Here is a 24,362-nt window from a genome sequence, read left to right as displayed (position 1 = left end):
TCAGGCCGAGGGAACCGGGGCGGGCGCCTTCGCGGCCTTGACGTACTCGTAGGCGGCCAGAGCCGCGCGCCGGGTCTCGCCGAGGTCGACGAGCGGAGCGGGGTAGGCAGCCGTGCCGATTTCGGGCACGTACTCGCGGATGTACTCCCCGTGCGGGTCGAACCGCGCCGCCTGCAGTTCGGGGTTGAACACCCGGAAGTAGGGTGCAGCGTCCGCGCCCGATCCGGCGACCCACTGCCAGCCGAACGGGTTGCTCGCGCCGTCGGCATCGACGAGGGTGTCCCAGAACCAGCGCTCGCCCACGCGCCAGTCCACCAATAGATTCTTGGTGAGGAATGAAGCGGTGACCATGCGTACCCGGTTGTGCATACTCCCGGTCTGCCACAGTTCGCGCATCCCGGCGTCGACGAGCGGAATGCCGGTGCGGCCCTGTTGCCACGCCTCGAGCACGCGGTCATCGAGCGGGGGCCACGGGAAGCGGTCGAACTCGCGCTTGAGATTCTCGGTCGCAAGCTCGGGTGCGTGGAAGAGCACGTGATAGCTGAACTCCCGCCAGCCGAGTTCGGTGAGGAACCGCTGCGCGCTCGACGCGGTGGCGGCATCCGCCCCGCGGAGCACCCGCTGGGTGGCGTGCCAGACCTGGAACGGGCTCACTTCGCCCCAGCGAAGCCGCGGCGACAGGCGGCTCGTCGCGGTCTGGGCGGGGGCGTCCCGTTCGTCTGCGTAGCGCGCGAGCGACTCACGCAGGAACGTGTCGAGCGCCTCGGCGGCGAAAGCCTCGCCCGGCTGCCAGGCGGCACGGAGCCCGGCGGCCCAGTCCGGGCGGGTGGGCAGGAGGCCCCAGTCCTCGAGCCGGTCAGAGGGCAGTGTTCCCGACCCGTCGTCGATCGATTCCGGCGCCGGGTATGGCTCGCGCGGGGGCGGCCCGGCGACGCACGCCCGCCAGAACGGCGTGAACACCGAGTACGGGTTGCCCTGTCCCGTGCGGATCGTCCACGGCTCGAACAGCAGCGAACCGGCGAAGCTCCGGGCCTCGACGCCGTCGGCGTGCAGCCCGGCCTTGATCGCGGTATCGACCGCGCGCTCCGCAGCCCCGTAACGGCGGTTCCAGAACACGGCCCCGGCTCCCGTGGATGCCGCAAGCGTGCCGATCACATCGGCCGCCGGTCCGCGCCGGAGCAGCAGGCTCCCGCCGAGTTCCTTCAGTGATTCGCCAAGCGCATGGAGGCTGCCGTGCAGCCACCAGCAGGACGCCCCGCCGAGCGGCCGGACACCCGGGGAGTCCTCGTCGAGCACGTAGACCGCGACAATCGGCAGCCCGCGTTCGACGGCCGCGTGCAGTGCCGGGTTGTCGGCGAGGCGGAGGTCGTCGCGGAACCAGACGATCGTCGGCCCGGTGCCCGAGGCTGGGCTCACGCGCCCGTTCCCGAGACTCCGACATCGGAGATGCGGAGCACGATCTTGCCGCGGGTGTGGCCCTCTTCGATCAGGCGGTGAGCGGCCGGGCCTTCCGCGAGTTCGAAGACGTGGTCGATGTGGGGCCGCACCGCGCCGTCGTCGATCATCTTCGTGATCCAGTCCAGGGCATCCGCGTCGGCAGCGACCTTGAATCCGGTTGCCCGCACGCCGGCGGCCTCGGCGTCCGCCTGCAGGGTCGGCCAGCTGCCGCTCGGCGCATTGACGAGCACCCCGTCGGGCCGGAGGATGCGGAGCGACCGCGTGCCGGTGTCGTCGTGCACATTGCCGATCAGGTCGATCACGGAGTCGACGTCGGCGAGCACCTCGTCGAAGCGGATGCTCGTGTAGTCGATGACCTCGTCGGCGCCGAGCTGGCGCAGGAACTCGGCGTTGCGGGGCGAGCCGGTCGTGATCACGTACGCGCCGAAGGCCTTGGCGATCTGGACCGCGAAGTGGCCGACGCCGCCGCTGCCGGCGTGGATCAGCATCCGCTCGCCCGGGGTCACCTCGGCGATGTCGACGACCATTTCCCACGCGGTCAGCGCAGCGACAGGCACGGCGGCGGCTTCGATGTGGCTCAGCGTCGACGGTTTGCGGGCGACGCTCATGCTCGAGACGGCGACGTACTCGGCGTAGCTGCCCGTCGTGCGGGGGAAGCGGGTCATGCCGTAGACCTCGTCACCGGGCTGCAGAGGGAAGGCCTCGTACGGCGAGCTCACCACGATTCCGCTGAAGTCGTAGCCGAGCACGGCGGGGAATGCCGGGATTGCCGCCGCCACGCCAGAGCCGGCCCGGGTCTTCGCGTCGATCGGGTTGACGCCCGCGGCGACGACCCGCACGATGAGCTCGTCGAGTACGGGGATCGGCGTCGGCACGGTGTCCAGGTGTAATTCCCCGGCCGCGCCGGTGCGGTCGATGACGAGGGCACGCATGGTCGGGGGCACGTTCGTTGCATTTCCCATGAGTCCATTGTCTCCCGGCGGGCACCGGGTGGACAGCCTGAGAAACCGTCGGCCACCGGCCGGATTCGGTTAGCTACGTGACTCGATCTGGGGGTGCGAAAACGACGGATGTGCCTCACCTTGGGGGCTTGGAGGTCTGGATTTGCCCTGTCGCGCCGTCGTAGTCTGTCCACATAAAGGGGGACCGAAGTCCTCATTTAGGGGGACCGTTCGAGTCGAGCTCCACCGGGTGACCGGCGTGGCTTTGGCCTGTATTCGGTGACCCGTTGCCCGAGTGGAGTTTCGCGCCGCACCCGAAGTGGCGCGATCCTTCCCACCCGGGCAACGAACGAACTGTCCTTCCCACATTGGTCGGCCGAATCTCGGCCTGCAACTACCCTGATGCCCGTCGCGGCGTCGAAAAGGATCCATCATGAACAAGCTTCTCAAAGGCTCCCTCGCTGGCGCGGTCGGCGTGGCGCTCCTCCTCGGCGGTGCGGGCACCTTCGCCTCGTGGAACTCGACGGTGACCGCTGGTGGCGCTGCGACGATCGCGGCCGGCACCTTGTCCGTTACCGAGCCGACGCCCGCCGCGCCCGGAACCTGGACGAGCACGGTGGGAACGAACGCGCCGGTCCCGATCACGAGCATCGCGGCATACAAGGCAGTCCCCGGTGATGTTCTCACCTACACCAAGGTGCTCAACATTTCAGCCACAGGCGACAACCTGAAGGCGACGCTGTCCCTGAGTGGGGCCGCGATCACTGCGACGTCGTCGAGCACATTCGACACGAAGCTGGCGACGGCACTGAGCAGCAGCGCCGCCCTCACCGCCAACTTGACCGCCGTTACCGGTGGATACTCGGTCGTCAAGGGAGCGACAACCGTGACGGTCACAGCGACCATCACCTGGCCATTCGGCACCTCCGTCGACAACTCCGCCCAGGGCGGTTCAGTAAATCTCAGCAACTTCTCGGTCCTCCTGACCCAGATCTAGTCGGTCCCGCCGGTGCGTCTGGTCTCGGCCAGACGCACCGGCTTCCTAGCCTCAGAAACACTGTTGGTCGATGAATTGGGGTGCACATGTTTCCCCTCCAAACGTCTTCCCGCATGGTTCGGATCCAGTCAGTCCTTCGAAAAGGCCTGCGAGCCGCGACGCGTGTCCCCTCTTTTCGGACCATCGTCTCGACCGCGGTCTCTGTGGCGGCCGCGATCTGCCTTGCGGTCCTCGGCGCTGGTGGCTCATACGCATACCTCAATGCGAGTGCCCCGGTGTCTGCGGCCACGACCATCAAATCCGGCACCGCGACCCTGACCGTGTCCACTCTCACCCTGCCGACCAGCGTGCTCTACCCGGGCGTCACGGTCAGTGCCCCGGTCACCGTCACCAACGTCGGTAACGTTCCGCTCGCACTCCGGATCGCCGGATTCACTCCGCCGGTTCCGGCGACGACCCTCTCGGCGTCCCTGAGCATCGGCCTCTTCGTCGGTACCTGCCCGGTCGCGCCTGCCCCGACCTGGACCGCAGTCCTCAACACCACCCCGGTCGTCACGAGTCTGGGCAAGACCCTCCCCGTCGGCGGGTCCACCACCCTCTGCGTCTCCGTCACCCTGCCGCTGTCCGCCCCTGCCACGGCCCAGGGCCTCTCCGCCGCGAACTTCGGCATCGTCATCGACGGAATCCAGGCCTGAGCCATGTCCACCGTGCAGCGCCGCGCTCCTCGCATCCGTTCGCCCAAACGGATGCTGGCGCTCGCGTTCACCCTCTTCCTTACCCTGGCAGGCACGAGCGTCGCCCAGGCGAGCTGGACCGCGCCGGGGGTGACCGCAATCGCGTCCGTCACGGCCGGCAGCCTGGCCGTCACGCAGACCGGTTTCGACACGCTCGCCGTCCTGTATGACTCGAGCACGCTGTCGGTCACCAAGGTCGTGACCGTTACGAACAAGGGGAACATCCCTGCGCCGTACACGCTGACGCTGACGGCTCCCGCGACGACACTCGCGACCGGCGTCGACCTGCAGACCTGGCCCGTCGCCTCGGCGGCGTCCTGCTCGACCGGGGCGACCTCTACCAGTCCCACCGGCCAGCACTGGACCTCGGCACTGACCTTCTCCGGCAGCGGCGCGACCGCGCTCGCCGTGGGAACGTCCGCATACTTCTGCGTGCGCAGCACGATCACGCAGGCGCAACGCTTCGCACTCGTCGGTATCTCCGCAGTGCCGACCGTCACCCTCGCCTCGAGCGTCGGCAACTGGGCGATCGCCCCGCTCGCCATCTACGCGACCCAGACGGTCGCGAACACCCTGACACCCGGCGCGCCCACTGCAACCACGACGGACCACACGGCGACCCTGACCTGGGCCAAACCCGCCGACACAGCAGCCATCATCACCTACCAGGTCTTCCGCAACGGGACCCTGATCGGGACGACGACGGCGCCCACGGTGACCTACACCGACACCGGGCTCGACGTCGGCACGGCGTACAGCTACACGGTCAGGGCCCTCGATGCGGCCGGCGATGCCTCGCCCCTGTCCACAGCTGCAGTCATCGCGACCGCCGGCCCCAATTCCGGGGCCTGGTACAAGGTCAAGAATGCGACGACCGGACTCTGCATCGACGGCGAGAACCAGTCGACGGCGGCCGGAACTGCGATGATCAGCTTCGGCTGCAAGTCGACCGGTTTCGACAACCAGTCCTGGAACTTCTCGAACCCTGCCGGTGTGTCTGCGGTGAAGGCGAAGTACGCCCCTCAGCTCTTCTGGGATACCGGCAGGGGCGCCGCCGCCGGCCTCGCCGCACAACTCCAGAATGCCGGGACCTCGAACCAGAGCTGGCGCATCACGGCCGTCGGGGCTGTTGGAAGCGGTACCTACCGCTTCGTGAACGACAGCGGCCAGTGTCTCGACGTCAGCGGGCAGACCACCGCAACGAACAACATCCAGCTGGAGCAACAGCCGTGCGGTGTTCTCGGGCTGGCCAGCCAGACCTTCACCATGACGTGGGTGGGCTGACATGCGCCCGAACCCGATCCGGGGTCGCCGGGTCGCGGCATCCGCCCTCGGAATCGCTGCGCTCGCCATGTCACTCGCCGTTTCGGGCGTCGCAGCGCCGGCAAGCGCCTCGGCTGGCGCCACTCCGATCGCCCCCGTCGACCTGCTCCTCAGCACCGATGGCGTGACGTTCGCGACGACGCTCAACGCCGGCCTCTTCGACGGCCTCGGCCTGCTCGTCCCGCGCGGCAGCCAGCAGGCCGCCCTCTGGGTGCGCAACCCGACCGCCGCGCCGGCCGAGGTGCGGGTGAGCGCGCACGACGTGCTGCTCCCGTCCGGCGGATACGCCGATCACATCACTCTCGCCGCGTGGAACTCCGGAACCGGCGACACCCTCACCCGCACCCTCCGCAGGCTCGATAGCTGCGCGATCGTCGTGCCCTCGCAGCCGATCGCGGCAGGCGGCACGATGAAACTCGTCGTCACGTTCACCATGGCGGATGTCTCCGGCACTGTCGACCAGGGAGCGAGCGCGAGCCTGGGCTTGCTCGTGGCGATGCGGGATGCCGTTGCCGGCCCGTTCGCGGCGTCTCCGTGTGACGATCCGGGAACGGTCGTGCCGGCATTTCCCGGCGCTCCGCCGACGCCGTTGACCCCGACCGCCACGACTCCGACGGCGTACCCGGCAGTCGTCGGCAGCGGAATCCTCGCGCACACCGGCGTCGAACCGCCCGCACCCGTGCTGGTCGTCGGCGGCCTGTTGCTCGGGATCGGCATCTTTCTCCTGCTCGCCCGCCGTCGCCGCCCTGAGGAGGACCGCGAATGACCAGCACCCAGCTTCAGTCTGCACCGGAACACTCGCCGGCACCCGCGGCATCCGTGCCCGGTGCGGCCGCGAACGAGGCCCCTGCGCCCGTCGACCCGCCCGACAAGAGCCTGCTGCACTACCTCGGGCTCGCGGTCAGCGGAGCGATCCTGCTCCTCGTGGTCGCCCTCGCGCTGCTGCTGATCGTGGTCCCCAAGGTCACGGGGTCGACCCCGCTCACCGTGCTGACCAGTTCGATGGAACCCACCCTGCCGCCCGGAACGCTCATCATCGTGCGCCCGGTCACCCCGGACGAGATCCGCATCGGCGACGTCGTCACATACCAGATCCGCTCGGGGGAGCCGGGCGTCATCACCCACCGGGTCACCGCGATCAGCTCGAGCTCCGAAGGCGGACGCACCTTCACCTTCAAGGGCGACAACAACAGCGTCGCCGATGCAGACCAGGTGCTTCCGGTACAGATCCAGGGGCGCCTCTGGTACTCCGTGCCGTGGGTCGGCTGGGTCAACAACGCCGTCAACGGCCAGAGCCGCAGCTGGATCGTGCCCATCGTCGCCGGGCTGCTGTTCGCCTACATGGGATACATGTTCGCGAGCGGCGCCGTGTCCGCGCTGCGCAAGCGCCGCCGCGCGGCCGCCGCCGTGGCCGCCGGGGCCGCGAGGATCGCGTCTACGCCCGAGCCTGCTGCGCCCGGGTCGCCATTGCGTTGAGCACGTCGATCAACTGGTTCGCGTAACCGACCAGGATCGCGATCTGGTCCTCGTCGCGTTCGATCCAGCGGCATTCCGGCTGCGACCGGATCGGCACGAAGTCCCGGTGCTGCTCCCAGACCAGCAGCGTGCGATCGGCGCCGAGTACGTACTGCTGCCACCAGACCTGCCGCATATAGGAGCGCGGGATGCTGCGCCACGCCTTGTTCGTCGTCTTGATCTCCGAGAGTTCGAGCGTCCGGGCATCCGTGCCCACGCCGTCGGGGGTCGCGAGGTGGCGGCGGTGGCCGGCGGCATGGAACAGGGTCGTGCTCGGTTCGATGCCGTAGTTGTCGAGTACCCAGGACGCGATCACGGGCTCGCGGGCGCGACCGTGGTCGGTGTAGGTGTTGCCGCCGAAGTTGCTGCCGTTCATCTTGTCGTTGGCCGCGTTCTGCACCGATCTGGGAGTGGCGAGCTTGGCGACATCCGTGGCCGTGATGCCCTGGTTGCGGGCGCGCATCCAGGCCGCCCAGTCCGTTGAGTCGGCGACGATGCGCAGCAGGTGCGGGGCGATCGCCGGCGCAGCGACTGCTGCGGTGACGGCGGCGACGGATGCTGCGGCTGCCGAGGAGACCGTGAGTGACCCTGCCGGCTCAAAAAGCGGGAGCAGGGTATCGGTCACCCTCCCCATTGTGCCAGCCGCGACCGCCGTTCCCGCCCAACCGATCCGTCGAATTGGTTGGGCGCGGGGTGCGAACGATGGGGCGGCAGGGGAGGGGCAGAGCGGGCGCGAACCCCATTCACAGGAGCGCCAAGGTCCCCGCATAGGCTTTTCATAGAAAGCTCGCGATACTGAGATCTATGAGCACACGTGAAACAGACCACTCGACCCGCGGGCCGCGTCTCCACAAGGCCGACGGAAGCCCCATTCGAGTGCTCGTCGTCGACGACGAACCCACGCTCACGGATTTGCTCTCGATGGCCCTCCGTTACGAGGGCTGGGAGGTGCGCACCGCAGGCGAGGGACGCCAGGCGCTGACCATCGCCCGCGAGTTCCGGCCGGATGCGATCGTGCTCGACATCATGCTTCCCGACATCGACGGCCTCCAGGTGCTGCAGCGCGTGCGCGCCGACGGCTATGAGACTCCCGTTCTCTTTCTGACCGCGAAGGATTCCCTCGACGACCGCATCGCCGGCCTCACCGCGGGCGGCGATGACTACGTCACCAAGCCGTTCAGCCTCGAAGAGGTCGTCGCCCGGCTGCGCGGCCTGATCCGCCGCTCGACCCTGGCCGTGTCGGACTCCGTCGACCCGCGCATCTCGGTCGGTGACCTCACCCTCGACGAGGACAGCTACGAAGTCTCCCGGGCCGGCGACGCCATCGAGCTCACCGCGACCGAATTCGAACTGCTCCGTTTCCTGATGCGCAACCCACGCCGCGTGCTGAGCAAGGCCCAGATCCTCGACCGGGTCTGGAGCTATGACTTCGGCGGCAAGTCCTCCGTCGTCGAGATCTACATTTCGTACCTGCGCAAGAAGATCGATGCGGGACGCGAGCCGATGATCCACACCGTGCGCGGTGCGGGGTACATGCTGAAAACCGCGTGATGACGCCGACCGACCGGCCGGATTCGCTCGACCCGGCTGACGCGGCTGACCCGACCCACGCGGCTGACGCGGCTGGCGTGGCTGACGTGGCCGACGTTGCCGACCGGACTGACCCGTTCGACCCGGCCGGCTCGCCCGCACGACCCGGCCCGCAGCATCCGTCACGTCGACCGCAGTGGGTCGGCCGCCCGCGGTGGCTGCGGCGTCCGCTCTGGCTGCGACCCGGACGCGCCCCCTGGACCCTGCGCCGCCGGCTCGTGCTCGCCGTCGTCGGCCTGCTCGCCCTCGTGAGCATCTCGATCGGTGTCGTGAGCGTCACCGTGCTGCGCGCCAACCTGCTCGCGGGCCTCGACCAGCAGGTGAGCTCCGCCGCCGAACGGTCGCACTCGATGCTCGAGGGCCGCCGCGACAACGACCTCGGCGCCGCGCTGCCGGTGTTCGTGCCCTCCGCGAGCGTCATCCTCAACGGCCCCGGCCAGCCGGGCACTCTCGCCCTCGTCTTCTACGATTCCACCCTCACAGCCGGCTACACCGACGACACCGGCACGATCGTCGCACTCACGGCCCACCAGGTCGACCTCCTCGTACAGAAGGCCGATATCCTCGCGAGCCAGACCGGTACCGCGCAGCCCGTCACCGTCGACCTCGGCGGCGATGTCGGCAACTACCGGATCCTCGCAAGTTCGAGCCGCACCGGCACCCTCTCGATCGTCGGCCTCCCGCTCAGCACGGTCGACGGCACCGCGACGCAGCTCGCCATGATCATCGGCGTTGTCTCCCTCGTCGGCATCATCGTCGTCGCGATCCTCGCGATGTGGATCGTGCGCCTCGCACTTCGCCCGCTGCAGCGCGTCACGGCAACGGCCGCCCGCGTCTCGGAGCTCCCGCTCGACCGCGGCGAGGTCAGCCTCGTCGACCGGGTCCCCGCCGCGGACACCGACCCCCGCACCGAGGTCGGCCAGGTCGGCTCCGCGCTCAACCGCATGCTCGACCACGTCGACCTCGCCCTCGAGACCCGGCAGGCGAGCGAGAACAAGGTACGGCAGTTCGTCGCGGATGCGAGTCACGAGCTCCGCACGCCCCTCGCCTCGATCCGGGGTTACTCCGAGCTCACCCGGCGCTCCGGCCAGGAGCTGCCGCCGGACGCCCTGCATGCCCTCAGCCGGATCGAATCCGAGTCGGTTCGGATGACCGGGCTCGTCGAGGACCTTCTGTTGCTCGCCCGCCTCGACGAGGGCCGCGAACTCGAACACGGCACCGTCGACCTCACGAGCCTGCTCGTCGACGTCGTCAGCGATGCGCACGCGGCCGGCCGAGACCGGGTGCTCAACCTCGAGCTTCCCGATGAGCCGATCCAGGCCATTGGCGACACGCCCCGGTTGCACCAGGTCTTCACCAACCTGCTCGCGAACGCGCGCATCCACACCCCGCCGGACACGACCGTCGAGGTCGCGCTGTCCGAGCAGGACGGCCGTGCGATCGTGACCGTGACGGATGACGGCCCCGGCATCCCGGCGAACCTGCAGACGACCCTCTTCGAGCGTTTCGCCCGCGGCGACAGCTCGCGGTTCCGCGGAACCGGAAGTACCGGACTCGGCCTCGCCATCGTCCAGGCTGTCGTGACCGCGCACCAGGGAGAGGTCACGGTGTCGAGCCGGCCGGGCCGCACCGAGTTCCGAGTGTCGCTCCCGCTCGCCTGACCCGCGGCGTGGCGCGGGCTACGGGGTGTTGAGCTGGGCGAGGAGCGTGGCGAGCTGGTGCAGGTCGTCCGTCGGCCAATCGCTCAGGCGCTTGTGCACGATCGCGGTCTCACCGTTCCGTACGGCGTCGAGTTTGGCCCGTGCCAGGTCTGTGACGGCGAGGAACCGGGCGCGGCCGTCGTCCGGGTCGACTTCCGTGCGCACGAGACCGAGTTCGCAGAGCTGCTTCGCCTGGCGGCTGATCACGCTCTTGTCCACGTAGAGCGCAGCGGCGACCGCGCTCGAGTGCGTCGGCCCGTAGCGCTCGATGTGGCGCAGGAGCTTGAACGCGAACGGCTGCAGCGACGCGTCGATGAAGAGCGCGGCATCTCGCATGCTCGCCCGGATCAACCCGGCGAGCACGCTCAGCTGCTCCTCGACCTCGGCGATCGCCGTCGCCGACTCAGCGCCCGGTGCGTCCTCCCGCTCGTCGGTGTGCGTGGACGCTGTCGGAGTCCCCTGGATCATGGTCACAGACTACTGACTCTGTGCGCGCCGGGCTGGTCGTCCCGCGGCAGGTGAATCACCCCGGTCGGGTTGTTGAGCCCGGCGGGGGCGAGGCCGGCGGATGCCGCGCTCACCTCGATCAGGATGTCTTCCATCTCCTCGACCTCGGTTTCGCGCTCGGCAGCGCGCCCGGCTTTGTCCTCTGCGGCGCGCTCCGCGGCAGTCACGCCGGTGTGCCCGGCCGACGTGCCGTCCCCGGAACCTTCGCGGGCCCTGGCAATGCCCGTCTTCCGGCCGAGGGACGCGTTCGGCAGCAGGGTGACCATCACGAGGGTGATCACGGCGAGCGGGATGCCGAGAAGGAAGACCGTGCCGACGCCGGACCCGTACGCGGATTCGACGAGGGTGCGCACCGCGGCCGGGAGGTCCGCGATGCGCGGGATGGCGCCGGAGCCGAGCGCGCTCGCCGCGGCCATCTTGTCGGCGGCGCTGAGCGCGCCGACGCCGTCGGTGATGTGCTGCGCGACCGCCGTGCCGAGCACGGAGCCGAGCACCGAGACGCCGATCGTTCCACCGAGGCTGCGGAAGAAGGTGACGCTGCTCGTGGCGACGCCGAGGTGCCTGACCTCGATCGAGTTCTGCACGACGAGCACGAGGTTCTGCATCAGCATGCCGAGGCCGGAGCCGAGCAGGAACATGTAGACGCCGACGAGCACGAGATCGGTCCGGTAGTCGAGGGTCCCGAGGAACAGCAAGCCGACGATCACGAGCGCTCCGCCCGAGACCATGATCGCCTTCCACTTGCCCGTGCGGCTGATCAGGGTGCCGAACGTGACCGAACAGATCAGGTAGCCGCCCATCATCGGGATGGTCAGCAGGCCGGACTGGGTCGGCGTGGCTCCCCGGGCGAGCTGCATGTACTGGCTGAGGAAGACGGAGGTGCCGAACATGGACACGCCGACCGAGATGCTCGCGATCACCGCGAGGGTGAAGGTGCGGTTCTTGAACAGGGTGAGCGGGATGATCGGCTCGCTGACCGTGAACTCCACGAACACCGCGGCGACGAGCAGCACGACAGCGCCGCCGACCATCAGGAACGAGGGCACGGATGCCCACTCGAACTGGGTGCCGGCGATGGTCACCCAGATCATCAGGAGCGACATGCCCGCAGTGATGAGGATCGCGCCGAGGTAGTCGATCTTGACGACCCGCTTGACCCTGGCCGGGAGGTGCAGGGTGCGCTGCAGCAGGATGATCGCGAGGATCGCGACGGGCAGTGCGATAAAGAAGTTCCAGCGCCAGCCGAAGGCGTCCGTCACGACACCGCCGAGGAGCGGACCGCCCACGGTGCCGAGGGCGAGGACCGCGCCGAAGAGACCGGCATAGCGGCCGCGGTCACGGGGGCTGATGATGTCGGCCATGATGATCTGGCTGAGCGCGGCGAGGCCGCCGGCGCCGAGGCCCTGCAGCACCCGGAAGCTGATCAGGGTGCCGGTGTTCTGCGAGAAGCCCGCGAGTGCGGAACCGAGGACGAACACCACGAGGGAGAGCTGGATGAGCAGCTTGCGGTCGAAGAGGTCGGCGAACTTGCCCCAGATCGGCGTGCTCACGGTCGTCGCGAGCAGGGTCGCCGTGACGACCCAGGTGTATGCGGACTGGTCACCGTGCAGGTCGGAGAGGATGAGCGGCAGTGACGTGCTGACGACGGTCCCGGCGAGGATCGAGACGAACATGCCCATCAGCAGGCCGGAGAGGGCCTCGAGTACCTGCCGCTTCGACATCGGCGTGTCCGAGTCGCGGTGGGGGAGGGGCTGCCGGTCCTGCGGGTTCTGCGGTGGAGCGGTACGAACGGATGAAACGCGAGACATGAAACTCCTGGGGCGTGTAATTGACAAGCATCAACTATATCTCGATAGTGGACTCAGGTCAACTACCTATGCCGTTCCGCTCACGGGCTGAGGGGCGGATGCCGCGATTTGCGCCCGCCAGCGGCATCCGTTACAGTGAACGAAGCCAAAGACCGCCGGTTGTCGCTGCCCAGTAATGGACGGTGACCGAAGGTTCACTCATGTGAACAGCCCGCGCAGGAATCGAAGTTCAGTTTCAGTTCGCAAGGACTGCTCAGCTCCGGCGCTTGCGCTGGGGCTTTTTTCATGTCTGCGCCCCGGGCTACCGGCACATGAAACCAAGAGGAGCGCCATGGCGAACAAGGAAGCAACGGTCGCCGAGCTGACGGAGAAATTCCAGAGCTCGACCGCCGTTCTGCTCACCGAGTACCGCGGTCTCACTGTTGCGCAGCTCAAGACGCTGCGCGTTTCCATCAGTGCGGACGCCACGTACGCCGTGGTAAAGAACACGCTCACCAAGATTGCGGCCAACAACGCCGGCATCACGTCGTTTGACGACGAACTCGCCGGCCCGTCCGCCATCGCCTTCGTGCACGGAGACCCCGTCGCCGTCGCGAAGACCCTGCGTGCCTTTACCAAGGCAAACCCTCTCCTGGTAGTGAAGGGTGGTTACTTCGACGGTAGCCCGCTCACTGCCGAAGAGGTAGGCAAGCTCGCCGACCTCGAGTCCCGTGAAGTGCTGCTGGCCAAGCTGGCCGGCGCGTTCAAGGCCTCGCTGTTCGGAGCCGCATATCTGTTCAACGCACCGCTTTCGAAGGCTGTTCGCACCATCGAAGCACTGCGTGAGAAGCAGGAGTCCGCGAACCAGGCATAGGCCTGCTAGCGGTGAGTAACTAAGAAACTATAGGGAGAATAATCATGGCAAAGCTTTCCACCGAAGAATTGCTCGAACAGTTCAAGGGCCTGACCCTCATCGAGCTTTCCGAGTTCGTCAAGGCGTTCGAGGAGACCTTCGAGGTCACCGCAGCAGCCCCCGTCGCCGTCGCCGGTGCCGCTGGCCCCGCCGCCGCCGTTGAAGAGGTCGAAGAGCAGAGCGCCTTCGACGTCATCCTCGAGTCCGTTGGCGACAAGAAGATCCAGGTCATCAAGGTTGTGCGCGAGCTCACCAGCCTGGGCCTCGGCGAGGCCAAGGCCGTTGTCGATGGCGCGCCGAAGGCCGTCCTCGAGGGCGTCACGAAGGAAGCCGCCGAAAAGGGCAAGGCTTCCCTCGAGGCCGCCGGCGCCACCGTCACCCTCAAGTAGTCGGGCCCCCCAGGGGGTTCACTCGAGGTCGACAGGCGTCAGCCGTTCGATTCGCAACACGCCGAGGGCGTCGCATCCACTGGATGCGGCGCCCTCTGCTGTTTAACCCGACCGAACCCGGGCGCGGGCCGATGTCCATAGCCGGGCTATGGACATAGATAGCCAAGCTATGTACAGTGGGGGAATGCCTTCTGACCTTCCCGCACTCCTCGGTGACCTGATCACCGTGAACCACCGGCTCACGCGGGTCGCCGCCCACGCCGCGGACAGCCGGGAGTCGCCGGCCGTCTGGCGCACCCTGAGCGTGCTCCGCCAGCTCGGCCCGATCCGCCTCGGCGAGATCGCCGCCCGCAGCCGCATCTCGCAGCCGACCGCGACCAAGCTCGTCGCACACCTCGTCGAACGCGGCTGGGCCGCCCGTCTCGCCGACCCGCTCGACGCCCGCGTCACGAGCACCGTGATCACTGCTGCCGGCAACGCAGCGCTCTCCGCCTGGCGCAGCGAACTCGCCGAAGCCCTCCTGCCGATGTTCGTCGGGCTGGCGGATGCCGAGCTCGCCACGATCCGCAACGCCGTCGACATCCTGCGCGAACGCCTCGACGGCAGCGAGGTGCCCGTGGAGCGGGTGACTACCGCGGCCGTCACTACGGCACGTGTGCCTGCGTCTGAGCCTGGCCGTCCGGCCGGAGCCCGCGCATGAGCCGCGTGACCGCGCTGGCGGAACACGGAACCCCTGCCGCAACCGACGTGCAGGGACGACGGGAAGGCGCCGGCAGCATCCTGCACCAGCCGACCGCGGTCTGGGCCGTCGCCTTCGCGTGCGTGATCGCGTTCATGGGCATCGGCCTCGTCGACCCGATCCTGCCTGCGATCGCCCGCGACCTCGCCGCGAGCCCGACCCAGACCGAGATGCTCTTCACGAGCTACCTCGTGATCACCGGGATCGCGATGTTCTTCACGAGCTGGCTGTCCAGCAGGATCGGCGCCAAGCGCACCCTGCTGATCGGCCTCGCGCTCATCATCGTGTTCGCGCTCGCCGCCGGCCTGTCGCAGAACGTCGAGACCATCATCGGCTTCCGCGCCGGCTGGGGCCTCGGCAACGCCCTCTTCATCTCGACCGCGCTCGCGACCATCGTCGGCGCGGCATCCGGAGGCACGTCCTCGGCGATCATCCTCTACGAGGCGGCCCTCGGGCTCGGCATCGCGATCGGCCCGCTCATCGGCGGGCTGCTCGGCAGCATCAGCTGGCGAGGGCCCTTCTTCGGCAGTACGGCGCTGATGGCGATCGGCTTCGTGGCGATCATCGTGATGCTGAAGAAGGAGCCGCAGAAGCCCGCGCCGATCCGGCTGTCAGCACCCTTCCGGGCGCTCGCCCGGCCGGGGCTCGGCATCCTCGCGAGCGCGGCCCTGTTCTACAACATCGGCTTCTTCGTGCTGCTCGCGTACACGCCGTTCGCGCTCGTGCCGCTCGGCCTGGGCAGTGCGATCACCCTCGGCCTGGTCTTCTTCGGCTGGGGCATCTCGCTCGCCGTCACCTCGGTCTGGGTCGCCCCGCTCCTGACCAGGCGGATGCGCCGCAGCCGGGTGCTCTGGCTCGTGCTGCCCCTGCTCGCCCTCGACCTCGCGGCAGCGGGCGTGCTGATCGGCTCGGCCACCGGTGTCGTCACGTGCGTCATCGTCGGCGGGCTGCTGCTCGGCGTGCTCAACACCGTGCTCACCGAATCCGTGATGGAGGCGACCGACCTGCCGCGCCCGGTAGCGTCCTCGGCCTATTCGGGCGTGCGGTTCCTCGGCGGGGCGATCGCGCCGCCGGCCGCAACCCTGCTCGCGGAGTTCTTCGGGCCGGCGGTCCCGTTCTACGCCGGGGCGGCATCCGTTCTCGTGGCCGTCGCGATTCTCGTGCTCGGCCACCGCCACCTCGCCCGTGCTGACGGTGCGATGGAGGACGAGCTCGAAGAGGCAGAGGCGATCGGCGCCGGAGACAGCTAACTGCGTGGCCGGTGCGGGCCGCTCGTGCTCGACCGGATCACGAGGTTCGTCGGCAGCACCGTGAGGTATCCGTCTTCCTCGAGCCGCGCGTCCGCGTCCGTCGGGCGCGCGAGTTCGGTCAGGAGCGCGCTCACGGCGAGGCGTCCCTGCCTGCGTGGATGCTGCTCCAGGGTCGTGAGGCGGAACATGTCCGCGTACGGATGCCCGTCGATGCCGATCACGGACAGCTCGGCCGGCACCTGGATGCCGAGTTCCCGCGCCGCGACGATGACGCCGATGGCGATTTCGTCGCTCGCGGCGAAGATCGCGGTCGGACGGGTACGCGGGTCGCCGAGCACGGACAACCCCACCTCGTAGCCGCCGGGCATGCTGAATTCGCAGGGGTAGAAGCATCGGTCCGTCGAGCGGCCTGCGTCGCGCATGGCAGAGTAGAAGCCACTGAGGCGCTGGCTGTGCACCCGGAAGTCCATCTCGTCGATCGGATCTCCGCCGACGTGCACGACGTCGACGTGGCCGAGGCCGAGCAGGTGTTCGGTCGCGAGCCGCGCTGTCGCGACATCGTCGATCGCGATCGTGTGCACGTCCCTGATCGGCCCGCCGATGCCGATCAACGGCCTGCCGAGGCGGTGAAGTCGATCGACCTCCGCCTCGCTCAAGGCGACGCCGACAGAGATGACCCCGTCGAACCGCTTGCGAGCGAGGAAGTACTCGAAGACGCTGTCGCGTTCGGCAGACGCCGCCGGGAGGTTGTAGAGCGTCATGTCGTAGCCCTCTGCGAGCAGGGCCTGTTCCAGGCTCTCGAGCACCTCGGAGAAGAACCACCGGCTGATGAACGGGATGATCACGCCGACGTTCTTCGTGCGCCCGGTCACGAGGCTCGCGGCGTTCGGCGAGGCGACGTAGCCGATCTCCCTCGCGGCCGCGACGACCCGGAGCCGCGTCGCCTCCGAAACGTAACCGCGACCGCTGAGTGCGCGGGATGCCGTCGCTTTTGCAACGCCTGCGAGGCGTGCCACGTCGGCGATTGCGCTCACGACTCGTCCTCCTTTGGATCGGTAACGAAAGAGTAGCGCTCCTTTCGCTGTTACTGGAACCGGTTCCAGCAGAAAGGGCTGAACTGTGACACTTTTAATGCCCGCGTGTGCGTGGTCGCGCGATCATCGCCGGAATCTTTGCGATTTCGTGACAAAGATTGTCTTGCCAATCCCGCTGACCTCCCGTAGTTTGTGATGTGGAACCGGTTCCTTACTTACGAAGGCAGGGGAATCGGATACCCGGCACGATCCCGTATTGCAGTTCTTGATTCCCGCAGTACATTCCCGCAACACAGTCCCGCATCACATTTCGGTACGTGAACCGCATAGCTCGCGTACCCGCATCACTCAATGAGGAGAAACGCATGAGCGTGAAGCAGCACCGCCGGCTCTACCTGCCGCTGGCCACCGCGGCCGTGGTCGGACTCGCCCTGACCGGATGCACAGGCGACATCGCCGCATCCAGTTCGTCGTCGTCCAACTGTGCCGACTACGCGTCCTACGGGACGTTCAAGGACAGCCCCGAGGTCAAGATCGGTGGCACCATCCAGGACGTCGAGGCCGATCGCCTCGTCAATTCCTGGGCCGACTTCCAGTCCTGCACGGGCATCAAGGTCACCTACCAGGGCACGAAGGAATTCGAAGCCCAGATCGCGGTGCTCGCCGAGGGTGGCAACGCTCCCGACATCGGCATCATCCCGCAGCCGGGCCTCTTCAACAAGCTCGCTGCTGCCGGCTTCCTCAAGAAGGCGCCGGCCGCCGTCGAGGCGAACGTCGACAAGTGGTGGTCGAAGGACTGGAAGGGCTACGGCACCGCAGCTGACGGCACCTTCTACGCCGCCCCGCTGATGGCGAGCGTCAAGGGCTACGTCTGGTACTCGCCTGCGGAATTCAAGGCCAAGGGCTACGAAATCCCGAAGACCCTCGATGAACTGACCGCACTCACCGCGAAGATCGCGGCCGACGGCGACCACAAGCCGTGGTGTGCCGGTGTCGGATCAGGTGACGCAACCGGCTGGCCGGGAACCGACTGGGTCGAGGACTACGTGCTTCGCCAGGCCGGCGCGGACACCTACGACAAGTGGGTCACGCACAAGATCCCGTTCAACGACCCCGCCATCGTGAAGGCGTTCGACTCCGTCGGTGCGATCCTCAAGAACCCGGACGACGTCAACGGTGGTCTCGGCGATGTCTCGTCGATCATCTCCACGCAGTTCGGCGACGCGGGCCTCCCGATCCTCGACGGTAAGTGCTCCCTGCACCACCAGGCCTCGTTCTACGAGGGCTTCTGGAAGAAGGCGGACGGCTCCGCGGTGACGGTTTCCCCCACGGGCGATGTCTACGCGTTCCTGCTTCCCCCGGTCAAGGCCGGCGGCGACCAGGCGGTCACCGGTGGCGGCGAGCTCGTCGGAGCCTTCAAGACGAGCGACGCGATCACCGCGACGCTCACCTACCTGTCCAGTGACACCTGGGCGAACAACCGGGTCAAGGAGGGCGGCGTGATCAGCGCCAACACCGGCCTCGACCCCGCGAACGCCTCGAGCGACCTGCTCAAGCAGAGCATCACCATCCTGCAGGACCCGAAGACGGTGTTCCGTTTCGACGGTTCCGACCTGATGCCCGGTGCCGTCGGCACCGACTCGTTCTGGAAGGGCATCGTGTCCTGGCTGAGCGGCGACAGCAGCCAGAAGGTCACGGACACCATTGAGGCGAGCTGGCCGAAGAGCTAGTTCCCCGGGGCATCCGCTAGCGGATGCCCCAACCGGGGCGGGGCCTGCCGAGAAGTCGGCGGGCCCCGCCTCCCGCACGACCGCACCACCTGCACCACCCACAAGACCTCCACGCGACCCCTCGCACGACCGCTTCGCGCACGATTGAAGGGACCGGCCAATGACGACCGCAGACTTACTCGGAAAGATAATCCAGGTAGTGGGGGCACTGGCAGCGTTCGCGCTTGTCATCGGTCTCCTGCTTTTCCTGATAGACAGGGCGCCCAAACGCGGGCGCGACTATTGGCAGCTGACTTTCTTCATCGCGCCCGCCCTCCTCCTGCTGCTTGCCGGTTTGATCTACCCGGCATTCCGCACCTCCCTCCTGGCGTTCACCAACAGTTCGGGTGCCTATGTCGGCGCCGAGAACTTCGTCTGGATGTTCACCCAGCCGGCTGCTTTGATCACCCTGGGCAACACCCTGATCTGGGTTGTCGTCGTGCCGACGATCTCAACGGCCATCGGCCTCGGCTACGCGGTCTTCATCGACAAGTCCCGGGGAGAGAAATACTTCAAGGCCCTCGTCTTCATGCCGATGGCGATCTCCTTCGTCGGTGCCGGAATCATCTGGCGCTTCATCTACGACTACAAGTCGGGAGGAAGCGACCAGATCGGCCTCCTGAACCAGATCGTGGTCTGGCTCGGCGGCCAGCCGGTGCAGTGGCTCCAGACCTCGCCGATCAACACCTTCCTCCTGATCATCGTGATGATCTGGATCCAGACCGGATTCGCCATGGTCATCCTCTCTGCAGCCATCAAGGGGGTCCCGACCGAGCAGATCGAGGCCGCCGAACTCGACGGAACCAACGCCTGGCAGCGGTTCACCAACGTGACGATCCCCGGCATCCGCGGCTCGCTCGTCGTCGTGATCACGACTATCTCGATCGCCACCCTCAAAGTCTTCGACATCGTGCGCACGATGACCGCCGGTAACTTCAACACGAGCGTCATCGCCAACGAGATGTACACGCAGGCATTCCGAGCCGGTGAGCAGGGCCGTGGCGCTGCGCTCGCGATCGTGCTGTTCCTGATGGTGCTGCCGATTGTCATCTACAACGTACGAATCATGCGCAAGCAGAGGGAGATCCGATGAGCGACAACGTAGTCGACCTGCCCATCGTCGGCACCAAGAAGAATGCCCTCGAGGTCGTCACCGTCGGCACCAAGTCGGCCAGGGTGAAACGGCGCCTCACGTCGCGCACGGCGACGGTCGTGTCGCTCGTCATCGCGATCCTGTGGACGCTGCCGACCTTCGGCCTGTTCGTGTCCTCCTTCCGGCCCGCCGGGCTGATCACCACGACGGGGTGGTGGACCATCCTGCAGAACCCGGGCTTCACGCTCGACAACTACAAGGAGGTGCTGCTCTCCACCTCGCAGTCCTCCCCGCAGCTCGGCGCGTACTTCGTGAACTCCCTCGCGATCGCGATCCCCGCCACGATCTTCCCCCTCGTGATCGCCTCGATGGCCGCGTACGCCTTTGCCTGGATCAAGTTCAAGGGCAGTGGCGCACTCTTCGTGCTCGTGTTCGCACTGCAGATCGTGCCCCTGCAGCTCGCGCTGATCCCGCTGCTCCAGATGTTCACCGCGATCCTGAAGCCCGGGCAGGAGGCGCTGCACCAGCTGATCCCGATGATCCCGGCGCAGAACTACCTGCCGGTCTGGATCGCGCACACGATCTTCGCGCTGCCGCTGGCGATCTTCCTGCTGCACAACTTCATCTCCGAGATCCCGAGCGAGGTCATCGAGGCAGCCCGTGTCGACGGCGCCAGCCACGGCCAGGTCTTCTTCCGGATCGTGCTGCCGCTCGCGGTGCCCGCGCTCGCGTCCTTCGCGATCTTCCAGTTCCTCTGGGTCTGGAACGACCTGCTCGTCGCCCTGATCTTCTCGGGCGGCACGCCGGATGTCGCCCCGCTCACGCAGCGCCTGGCCGAACTCACCGGTACCCGAGGGCAGGACTGGCAGCGCCTCACGGCCGCGGCCTTCGTGTCCCTGATCGTGCCGCTCATCGTGTTCTTCAGCCTGCAGCGTTACTTCGTGCGCGGCCTGCTGGCCGGCTCGACGAAGGGCTGACCAGGCCCGGGCATCCGCTCGAACAACACCTGTGCCCGTAACGGACACCTGTGCCCCGCGCAACGGGAACAGGTGTCCGGAGCGGGCACAGTTGCGTGCCCTGCAGGCGAGCGGATGCCGCTGCGGCGACGTTTAGGCTGGCTTCATGAGTGCAATGCACGGCCACGGTGGCGGGTCGGCCCCCTCCGGCCGGCCTGGACAGTACGGACGCCCGCGCGGGCGGATCAGCGGCGGTGACCCCGTCGCCCAGCGCGCCGAGAACGCCGAAGCACCGCGGATACCGAACCTCCTCGGCAGGATTGCCGCGCTGTTCGCGCCGCACCGCACCGCGCTCACTGTCACCGTCGTGCTCGTGATCATCAGCGCCGCGCTCTCGGTGGTCCCGCCTCTGCTCGTGCAGCGCGCATTCGACGAGGGCCTGTTCCCGCCGGGGGGAGAGCCCAACCTGCCCCGCCTCGCGACCCTCGTCGGGCTCATGATCGCGATCTACCTCGGTTCCCAGCTGCTCGGGGTGTGGCAGACCTGGCTCACCGCGAGTGTCGGCAACACCGTGATGGGCGCCCTGCGCGTGCGACTGTTCACTCACCTGCAGGCCATGGAGCTGAGCTTCTTCACCCGCACCAAGACCGGGATCATCCAGTCGCGGCTGCAGAACGACGTCGGCGGCGTCGCGAGCGTGCTCACGAACACCATCTCGAGCCTGCTCGGCAACGCCGTCACCGTGATCGCCGCGTTCGTCGCGATGCTCCTGCTCGACTGGCAGCTCACGATCGTCGCCCTGATCCTGATGCCGATCCTCGTGATCGCCCAGCGCCGCGTCGGCCAGGTCCGCGCCCGGATCGCGGCGAAGACCCAGGAATCGCTTTCCGACATGACCGCGATCACGCAGGAGACTCTGAGCGTCTCCGGGATTCTGCTCTCCAAGAGCTTCACCAGGCAGCAGGCCGAGATCGGCCGCTACTCGGACGAGAACGACAACCAGGTACGACTGCAGGTCAGCCAGCAGATGAGCGGCCAGTGGTTCTTCGCCATGGTCAGTATTTTCCTCTCGAGCATCCCCGCGATCGTCTACCTGGTCGCCGGCCTGCTGATGAGCAACGGTTCCGCCGACATCACCGCAGGCACGATCGTCGCGTTCACGACCGTGCAGTCCCGGCTGCTGTTCCCCCTGCTCGGCCTGATGCGGGTCGCACTCGACCTGCAGACCTCGAGCGCCCTCTTCGCGCGGATCTTCCAGTACCTCGACCTCGTCCCGGCGATCCAGGATTCCCCGGAGGCTCTCGCGGTGCCCGAGACCGGCCCCGCCACCGGTCGCGTCGAATTCGATGCCGTCACGTTCGCCTATCCGGATGCCGCCGGTGAGTCCCGGCCCACCCTCGACCAGGTCTCGTTCACGATCGAGCCCGGCCAGTTCGCCGCGTTCGTCGGGCCGTCCGGCGCCGGGAAGACGACCGTCTCCTACCTGATCCCCCGCTTCTACGAGGCGACGGAAGGGCGAGTCCTGTTCGGCGGCATCGACGTGCGCGATCTCGCCCAGCAGTCCCTCGTCTCCCACATCGGCATTGTGAGCCAGGAGACCTACCTCTTCCACGCGACGATCGCCGAGAACCTCCGCTATGCGAAACCGGATGCCACGGCGGACGAACTCGAGGCCGCCGCCCGGTCCGCGAGCATCCACGACACGATCGCGTCCTTCCCCGCCGGCTACGACACGGTCGTCGGCGAGCGCGGGTACCGGCTCTCCGGCGGCGAAAAGCAGCGTATCGCCATCGCCAGGGTGCTCCTGAAGAACCCGGAAGTGCTCATCCTCGACGAGGCGACGAGCGCCCTCGACGCCATCTCCGAGCGCGTCGTGCAGGCGGCACTCGACACCGCGTCCCGCGGCCGCACCACGATCGCGATCGCCCACCGACTCTCGACGATCGTCGCGGCCGACGTGATCTTCGTCGTCGACGGCGGCCGGATCGTCGAGAGCGGGACCCACGGCGGCCTGCTCGACGCGAACGGCGTCTACGCGCGGCTCTACTCCGAGCAGGTCGCGAGCCCGGGCGCCGTCTCGGGTGCTGTCCCGGCCGTGGCACCGAGCGCCCCTGTGATTCCGCCCCGCCCGCTCACCGACGAGCGGTACTAGAGTTGGAGGGTGCTCGTCCGTCTGAAGTGTCCGTGTTGTCCGGGTCGCTGACCGACCCCTGACGCCCCACCCCGATCACTCCTCGCCCGTCCCGTGCGTGAGCCCCAGGCCGCGCGGTGACATTCACGACACCTCGACGAAGGATCTTCCATGAAGATTGCAGACACCATCCTCGACCTCATCGGCAACACGCCGCTGGTCAAACTCAACAAGGTCACCGAGGGGATCGGCGCGACCGTGCTGGTCAAACTCGAGTACTTCAACCCGGGCGGCTCCGCGAAGGACCGGATCGCCACCCGAATCATCGATGCCGCCGAACGTGACGGCCTGCTGCTGCCCGGCGGAACCATCGTCGAACCCACGTCCGGCAACACCGGCGTCGGCCTCGCCCTCGTCGCGCAGCAGCGCGGTTACCGGTGCGTGTTCGTGCTGCCGGACAAGGTCGGCGAGGACAAGCGCAACGTGCTCACCGCGTACGGCGCCGAGGTCGTCGTGACCCCGACATCCGTCGCGCCCGACGACCCGGAGTCGTACTACAGCGTCTCCGACCGGCTCGCCAGGGAGATCCCCGGCGCCTTCAAGCCCAACCAGTACGCCAATCCGAACGGGCCGCTCAGCCACTACGAGTCGACAGGTCCGGAGATCTGGCGCGACACCGACGGCACCGTCACCCACTTCGTCGCGGGCGTCGGCACCGGCGGAACGATCACCGGCACCGGGCGGTACCTCCGCGAGGTCTCCGGCGACACGGTGCGCATCATCGGCGCGGACCCGGAAGGCTCGGTCTACTCCGGCGGCACCGGCAGGCCCTACCTCGTCGAAGGCGTCGGCGAGGACTTCTGGCCTGCGGCGTACGACCCCGCCGTCGTGCACGAGGTCATCGCCGTCTCCGACGCCGAATCCTTCGCCATGACCAGGCGCCTCGCACTCGAAGAGGGCATCCTCGTCGGCGGTTCGAGCGGCATGGCCGTGGTCGCGGCCCTTCGCGCCGCGGCGACCCTCCCGGCCGACGCCGTCGTCGTCGTGCTGCTGCCCGACGGCGGTCGCGGCTACCTCGGCAAGATCTTCAACGACAAGTGGATGCGCAGCTACGGCTTCAGCAACGCCCCGGCCGGGCACACCGTGGCAGACCTCCTCGAGAGCAAGACCGGCACCCTGCCTGCCTTCGTCTACGTGCACCCGATCGACACCGTGCGCGACGCGATCGAGGCCATGACGGTGTCGAGCGTCTCCCAGCTGCTCGTGTTGACCGCCAAGCCGCCGGTCGTGATGGGCGAGGTGCTCGGCGCGATCGACGAGCGCCACTTGATGGAGCTCGTCTTCTCCGGCGAGGCGAAACTCACCGACAAGATCAGCGCCTACGTCGGCGATTCCCTGCCGATGATCGGCGTCAACGAACCCGTCGCGTCCGCCCGTGCCGCCTTCGCCCACGACGATGCCCTCCTCGTCACCGCCGATGGCAAGCCCCTCGGCGTCATCACCCGCCACGACCTCCTCACCTACCTCAGCGCCTGA

Annotated in this window: 22 protein-coding genes; 16 read left to right on the top strand and 6 right to left on the bottom strand. The window is 67.7% G+C overall.

Annotation, left to right across the window (positions count from 1 at the left end; genetic code table 11):
* Together E3O50_RS11505 and E3O50_RS11500 are read right to left on the bottom strand one after the other, a co-directional pair.
* Positions 1-1,416 (bottom strand): deoxyribodipyrimidine photo-lyase, encoded by a 1,416-nt coding sequence (locus tag E3O50_RS11505; RefSeq protein ID WP_134558064.1) that lies wholly within the window; start codon positions 1,414-1,416, stop codon positions 1-3.
* Complete coding sequence (locus tag E3O50_RS11500; protein ID WP_241975176.1) at positions 1,413-2,420, bottom strand: NADP-dependent oxidoreductase; 1,008 nt, start codon at positions 2,418-2,420, stop codon at positions 1,413-1,415. Before E3O50_RS11500 ends, E3O50_RS11505 begins: the two co-directional genes overlap by 4 nt.
* A 412-nt stretch (positions 2,421-2,832) precedes the next feature.
* Between E3O50_RS11500 and E3O50_RS11495 the strand changes: the two genes are divergently transcribed.
* The 5 genes from E3O50_RS11495 (at position 2,833) to E3O50_RS11475 (ending at position 6,929) form a co-directional block, all read left to right on the top strand.
* A complete protein-coding gene (locus E3O50_RS11495; protein ID WP_134446719.1) occupies positions 2,833-3,396 on the top strand; it encodes an alternate-type signal peptide domain-containing protein in 564 nt (187 codons plus the stop codon).
* Between the two features lie 203 nt (positions 3,397-3,599).
* A complete protein-coding gene (locus E3O50_RS11490) occupies positions 3,600-4,091 on the top strand; it encodes a hypothetical protein (protein ID WP_134558063.1) in 492 nt (163 codons plus the stop codon).
* 3 nt (positions 4,092-4,094) lie between these two features.
* Positions 4,095-5,414, top strand: coding sequence for an RICIN domain-containing protein (locus tag E3O50_RS11485; protein ID WP_134558062.1), 1,320 nt, complete (start codon positions 4,095-4,097; stop codon positions 5,412-5,414).
* Between the two features lies 1 nt (position 5,415).
* Positions 5,416-6,219 (top strand): LPXTG cell wall anchor domain-containing protein, encoded by an 804-nt coding sequence (locus E3O50_RS11480; protein ID WP_134558061.1) that lies wholly within the window; start codon positions 5,416-5,418, stop codon positions 6,217-6,219.
* Positions 6,216-6,929 carry a signal peptidase I gene (locus tag E3O50_RS11475; protein WP_134558060.1) on the top strand — a complete coding sequence of 238 codons (714 nt, stop codon included), beginning with the start codon at positions 6,216-6,218 and terminating at the stop codon, positions 6,927-6,929. Before E3O50_RS11480 ends, E3O50_RS11475 begins: the two co-directional genes overlap by 4 nt.
* Here the strand turns inward: E3O50_RS11475 and E3O50_RS11470 are convergent.
* Positions 6,889-7,431 (bottom strand): YqaJ viral recombinase family protein, encoded by a 543-nt coding sequence (locus E3O50_RS11470; protein ID WP_241975183.1) that lies wholly within the window; start codon positions 7,429-7,431, stop codon positions 6,889-6,891. The two genes, E3O50_RS11475 and E3O50_RS11470, sit on opposite strands and share 41 nt — an antisense overlap.
* Before the next feature lie 341 nt (positions 7,432-7,772).
* Between E3O50_RS11470 and E3O50_RS11465 the strand changes: the two genes are divergently transcribed.
* On the top strand, positions 7,773-8,519 hold the full coding sequence (locus E3O50_RS11465) for a response regulator transcription factor (RefSeq protein WP_134446731.1): 747 nt from the start codon (positions 7,773-7,775) through the stop codon (positions 8,517-8,519).
* Positions 8,519-10,219, top strand: a complete 1,701-nt coding sequence (locus tag E3O50_RS11460) for a HAMP domain-containing sensor histidine kinase (protein WP_134446901.1) — start codon at positions 8,519-8,521, stop codon at positions 10,217-10,219. Before E3O50_RS11465 ends, E3O50_RS11460 begins: the two co-directional genes overlap by 1 nt.
* Positions 10,220-10,237: 18 nt before the next feature.
* On the opposite strand, the gene E3O50_RS11455 is transcribed toward E3O50_RS11460, so the two are convergent.
* Together E3O50_RS11455 and E3O50_RS11450 are read right to left on the bottom strand one after the other, a co-directional pair.
* Positions 10,238-10,726, bottom strand: a complete 489-nt coding sequence (locus E3O50_RS11455) for a MarR family winged helix-turn-helix transcriptional regulator (protein WP_134446733.1) — start codon at positions 10,724-10,726, stop codon at positions 10,238-10,240.
* A gap of 2 nt (positions 10,727-10,728) precedes the next feature.
* Complete coding sequence (locus E3O50_RS11450) at positions 10,729-12,486, bottom strand: MDR family MFS transporter (protein ID WP_134558087.1); 1,758 nt, start codon at positions 12,484-12,486, stop codon at positions 10,729-10,731.
* Between the two features lie 418 nt (positions 12,487-12,904).
* Between E3O50_RS11450 and rplJ the strand changes: the two genes are divergently transcribed.
* The 4 genes from rplJ to E3O50_RS11430 all read left to right on the top strand — a co-directional run bounded on the left by rplJ (position 12,905) and on the right by E3O50_RS11430 (position 15,843).
* Entirely contained in the window at positions 12,905-13,426 is a 522-nt protein-coding gene (rplJ, locus tag E3O50_RS11445; RefSeq protein WP_134446735.1) for a 50S ribosomal protein L10, read from the top strand.
* A 44-nt stretch (positions 13,427-13,470) separates the two neighbouring features.
* Positions 13,471-13,854, top strand: coding sequence for a 50S ribosomal protein L7/L12 (gene rplL, locus E3O50_RS11440; protein ID WP_134446737.1), 384 nt, complete (start codon positions 13,471-13,473; stop codon positions 13,852-13,854).
* A 184-nt stretch (positions 13,855-14,038) separates the two neighbouring features.
* A complete protein-coding gene (locus E3O50_RS11435; RefSeq protein ID WP_134558058.1) occupies positions 14,039-14,554 on the top strand; it encodes a MarR family transcriptional regulator in 516 nt (171 codons plus the stop codon).
* Positions 14,551-15,843: an MFS transporter gene (locus tag E3O50_RS11430; protein ID WP_134558057.1), complete on the top strand. Its 1,293-nt coding sequence runs from the start codon at positions 14,551-14,553 to the stop codon at positions 15,841-15,843. The genes E3O50_RS11435 and E3O50_RS11430 overlap by 4 nt, the downstream gene beginning before the upstream one ends.
* Here the strand turns inward: E3O50_RS11430 and E3O50_RS11425 are convergent.
* A complete protein-coding gene (locus E3O50_RS11425; RefSeq protein ID WP_134446743.1) occupies positions 15,840-16,877 on the bottom strand; it encodes a LacI family DNA-binding transcriptional regulator in 1,038 nt (345 codons plus the stop codon). The genes E3O50_RS11430 and E3O50_RS11425 overlap by 4 nt on opposite strands.
* 365 nt (positions 16,878-17,242) lie before the next feature.
* On the opposite strand from E3O50_RS11425, the gene E3O50_RS11420 reads away from it, so the two are divergent.
* From E3O50_RS11420 to E3O50_RS11400, 5 genes are all read left to right on the top strand, one after another.
* Positions 17,243-18,607, top strand: coding sequence for an ABC transporter substrate-binding protein (locus tag E3O50_RS11420; RefSeq protein ID WP_134446745.1), 1,365 nt, complete (start codon positions 17,243-17,245; stop codon positions 18,605-18,607).
* Positions 18,608-18,767: 160 nt separating this feature from the next.
* Positions 18,768-19,739 (top strand): sugar ABC transporter permease, encoded by a 972-nt coding sequence (locus E3O50_RS11415; protein ID WP_134446746.1) that lies wholly within the window; start codon positions 18,768-18,770, stop codon positions 19,737-19,739.
* Positions 19,736-20,716, top strand: coding sequence for a carbohydrate ABC transporter permease (locus E3O50_RS11410; RefSeq protein ID WP_134446748.1), 981 nt, complete (start codon positions 19,736-19,738; stop codon positions 20,714-20,716). Before E3O50_RS11415 ends, E3O50_RS11410 begins: the two co-directional genes overlap by 4 nt.
* A gap of 154 nt (positions 20,717-20,870) precedes the next feature.
* Complete coding sequence (locus E3O50_RS11405) at positions 20,871-22,847, top strand: ABC transporter ATP-binding protein (RefSeq protein WP_134558086.1); 1,977 nt, start codon at positions 20,871-20,873, stop codon at positions 22,845-22,847.
* Between the two features lie 150 nt (positions 22,848-22,997).
* Positions 22,998-24,362 carry a cystathionine beta-synthase gene (locus E3O50_RS11400; protein WP_134446750.1) on the top strand — a complete coding sequence of 455 codons (1,365 nt, stop codon included), beginning with the start codon at positions 22,998-23,000 and terminating at the stop codon, positions 24,360-24,362.

The sequence above is a fragment of the Cryobacterium sp. MDB1-18-1 genome (genome assembly GCF_004402735.1).
Taxonomy (GTDB): Bacteria; Actinomycetota; Actinomycetes; order Actinomycetales; family Microbacteriaceae; genus Cryobacterium; species Cryobacterium glucosi.
The sequence above is the reverse complement of the archived record's forward strand: the minus strand, read 5'-3'. Positions and strand labels throughout refer to the sequence as shown.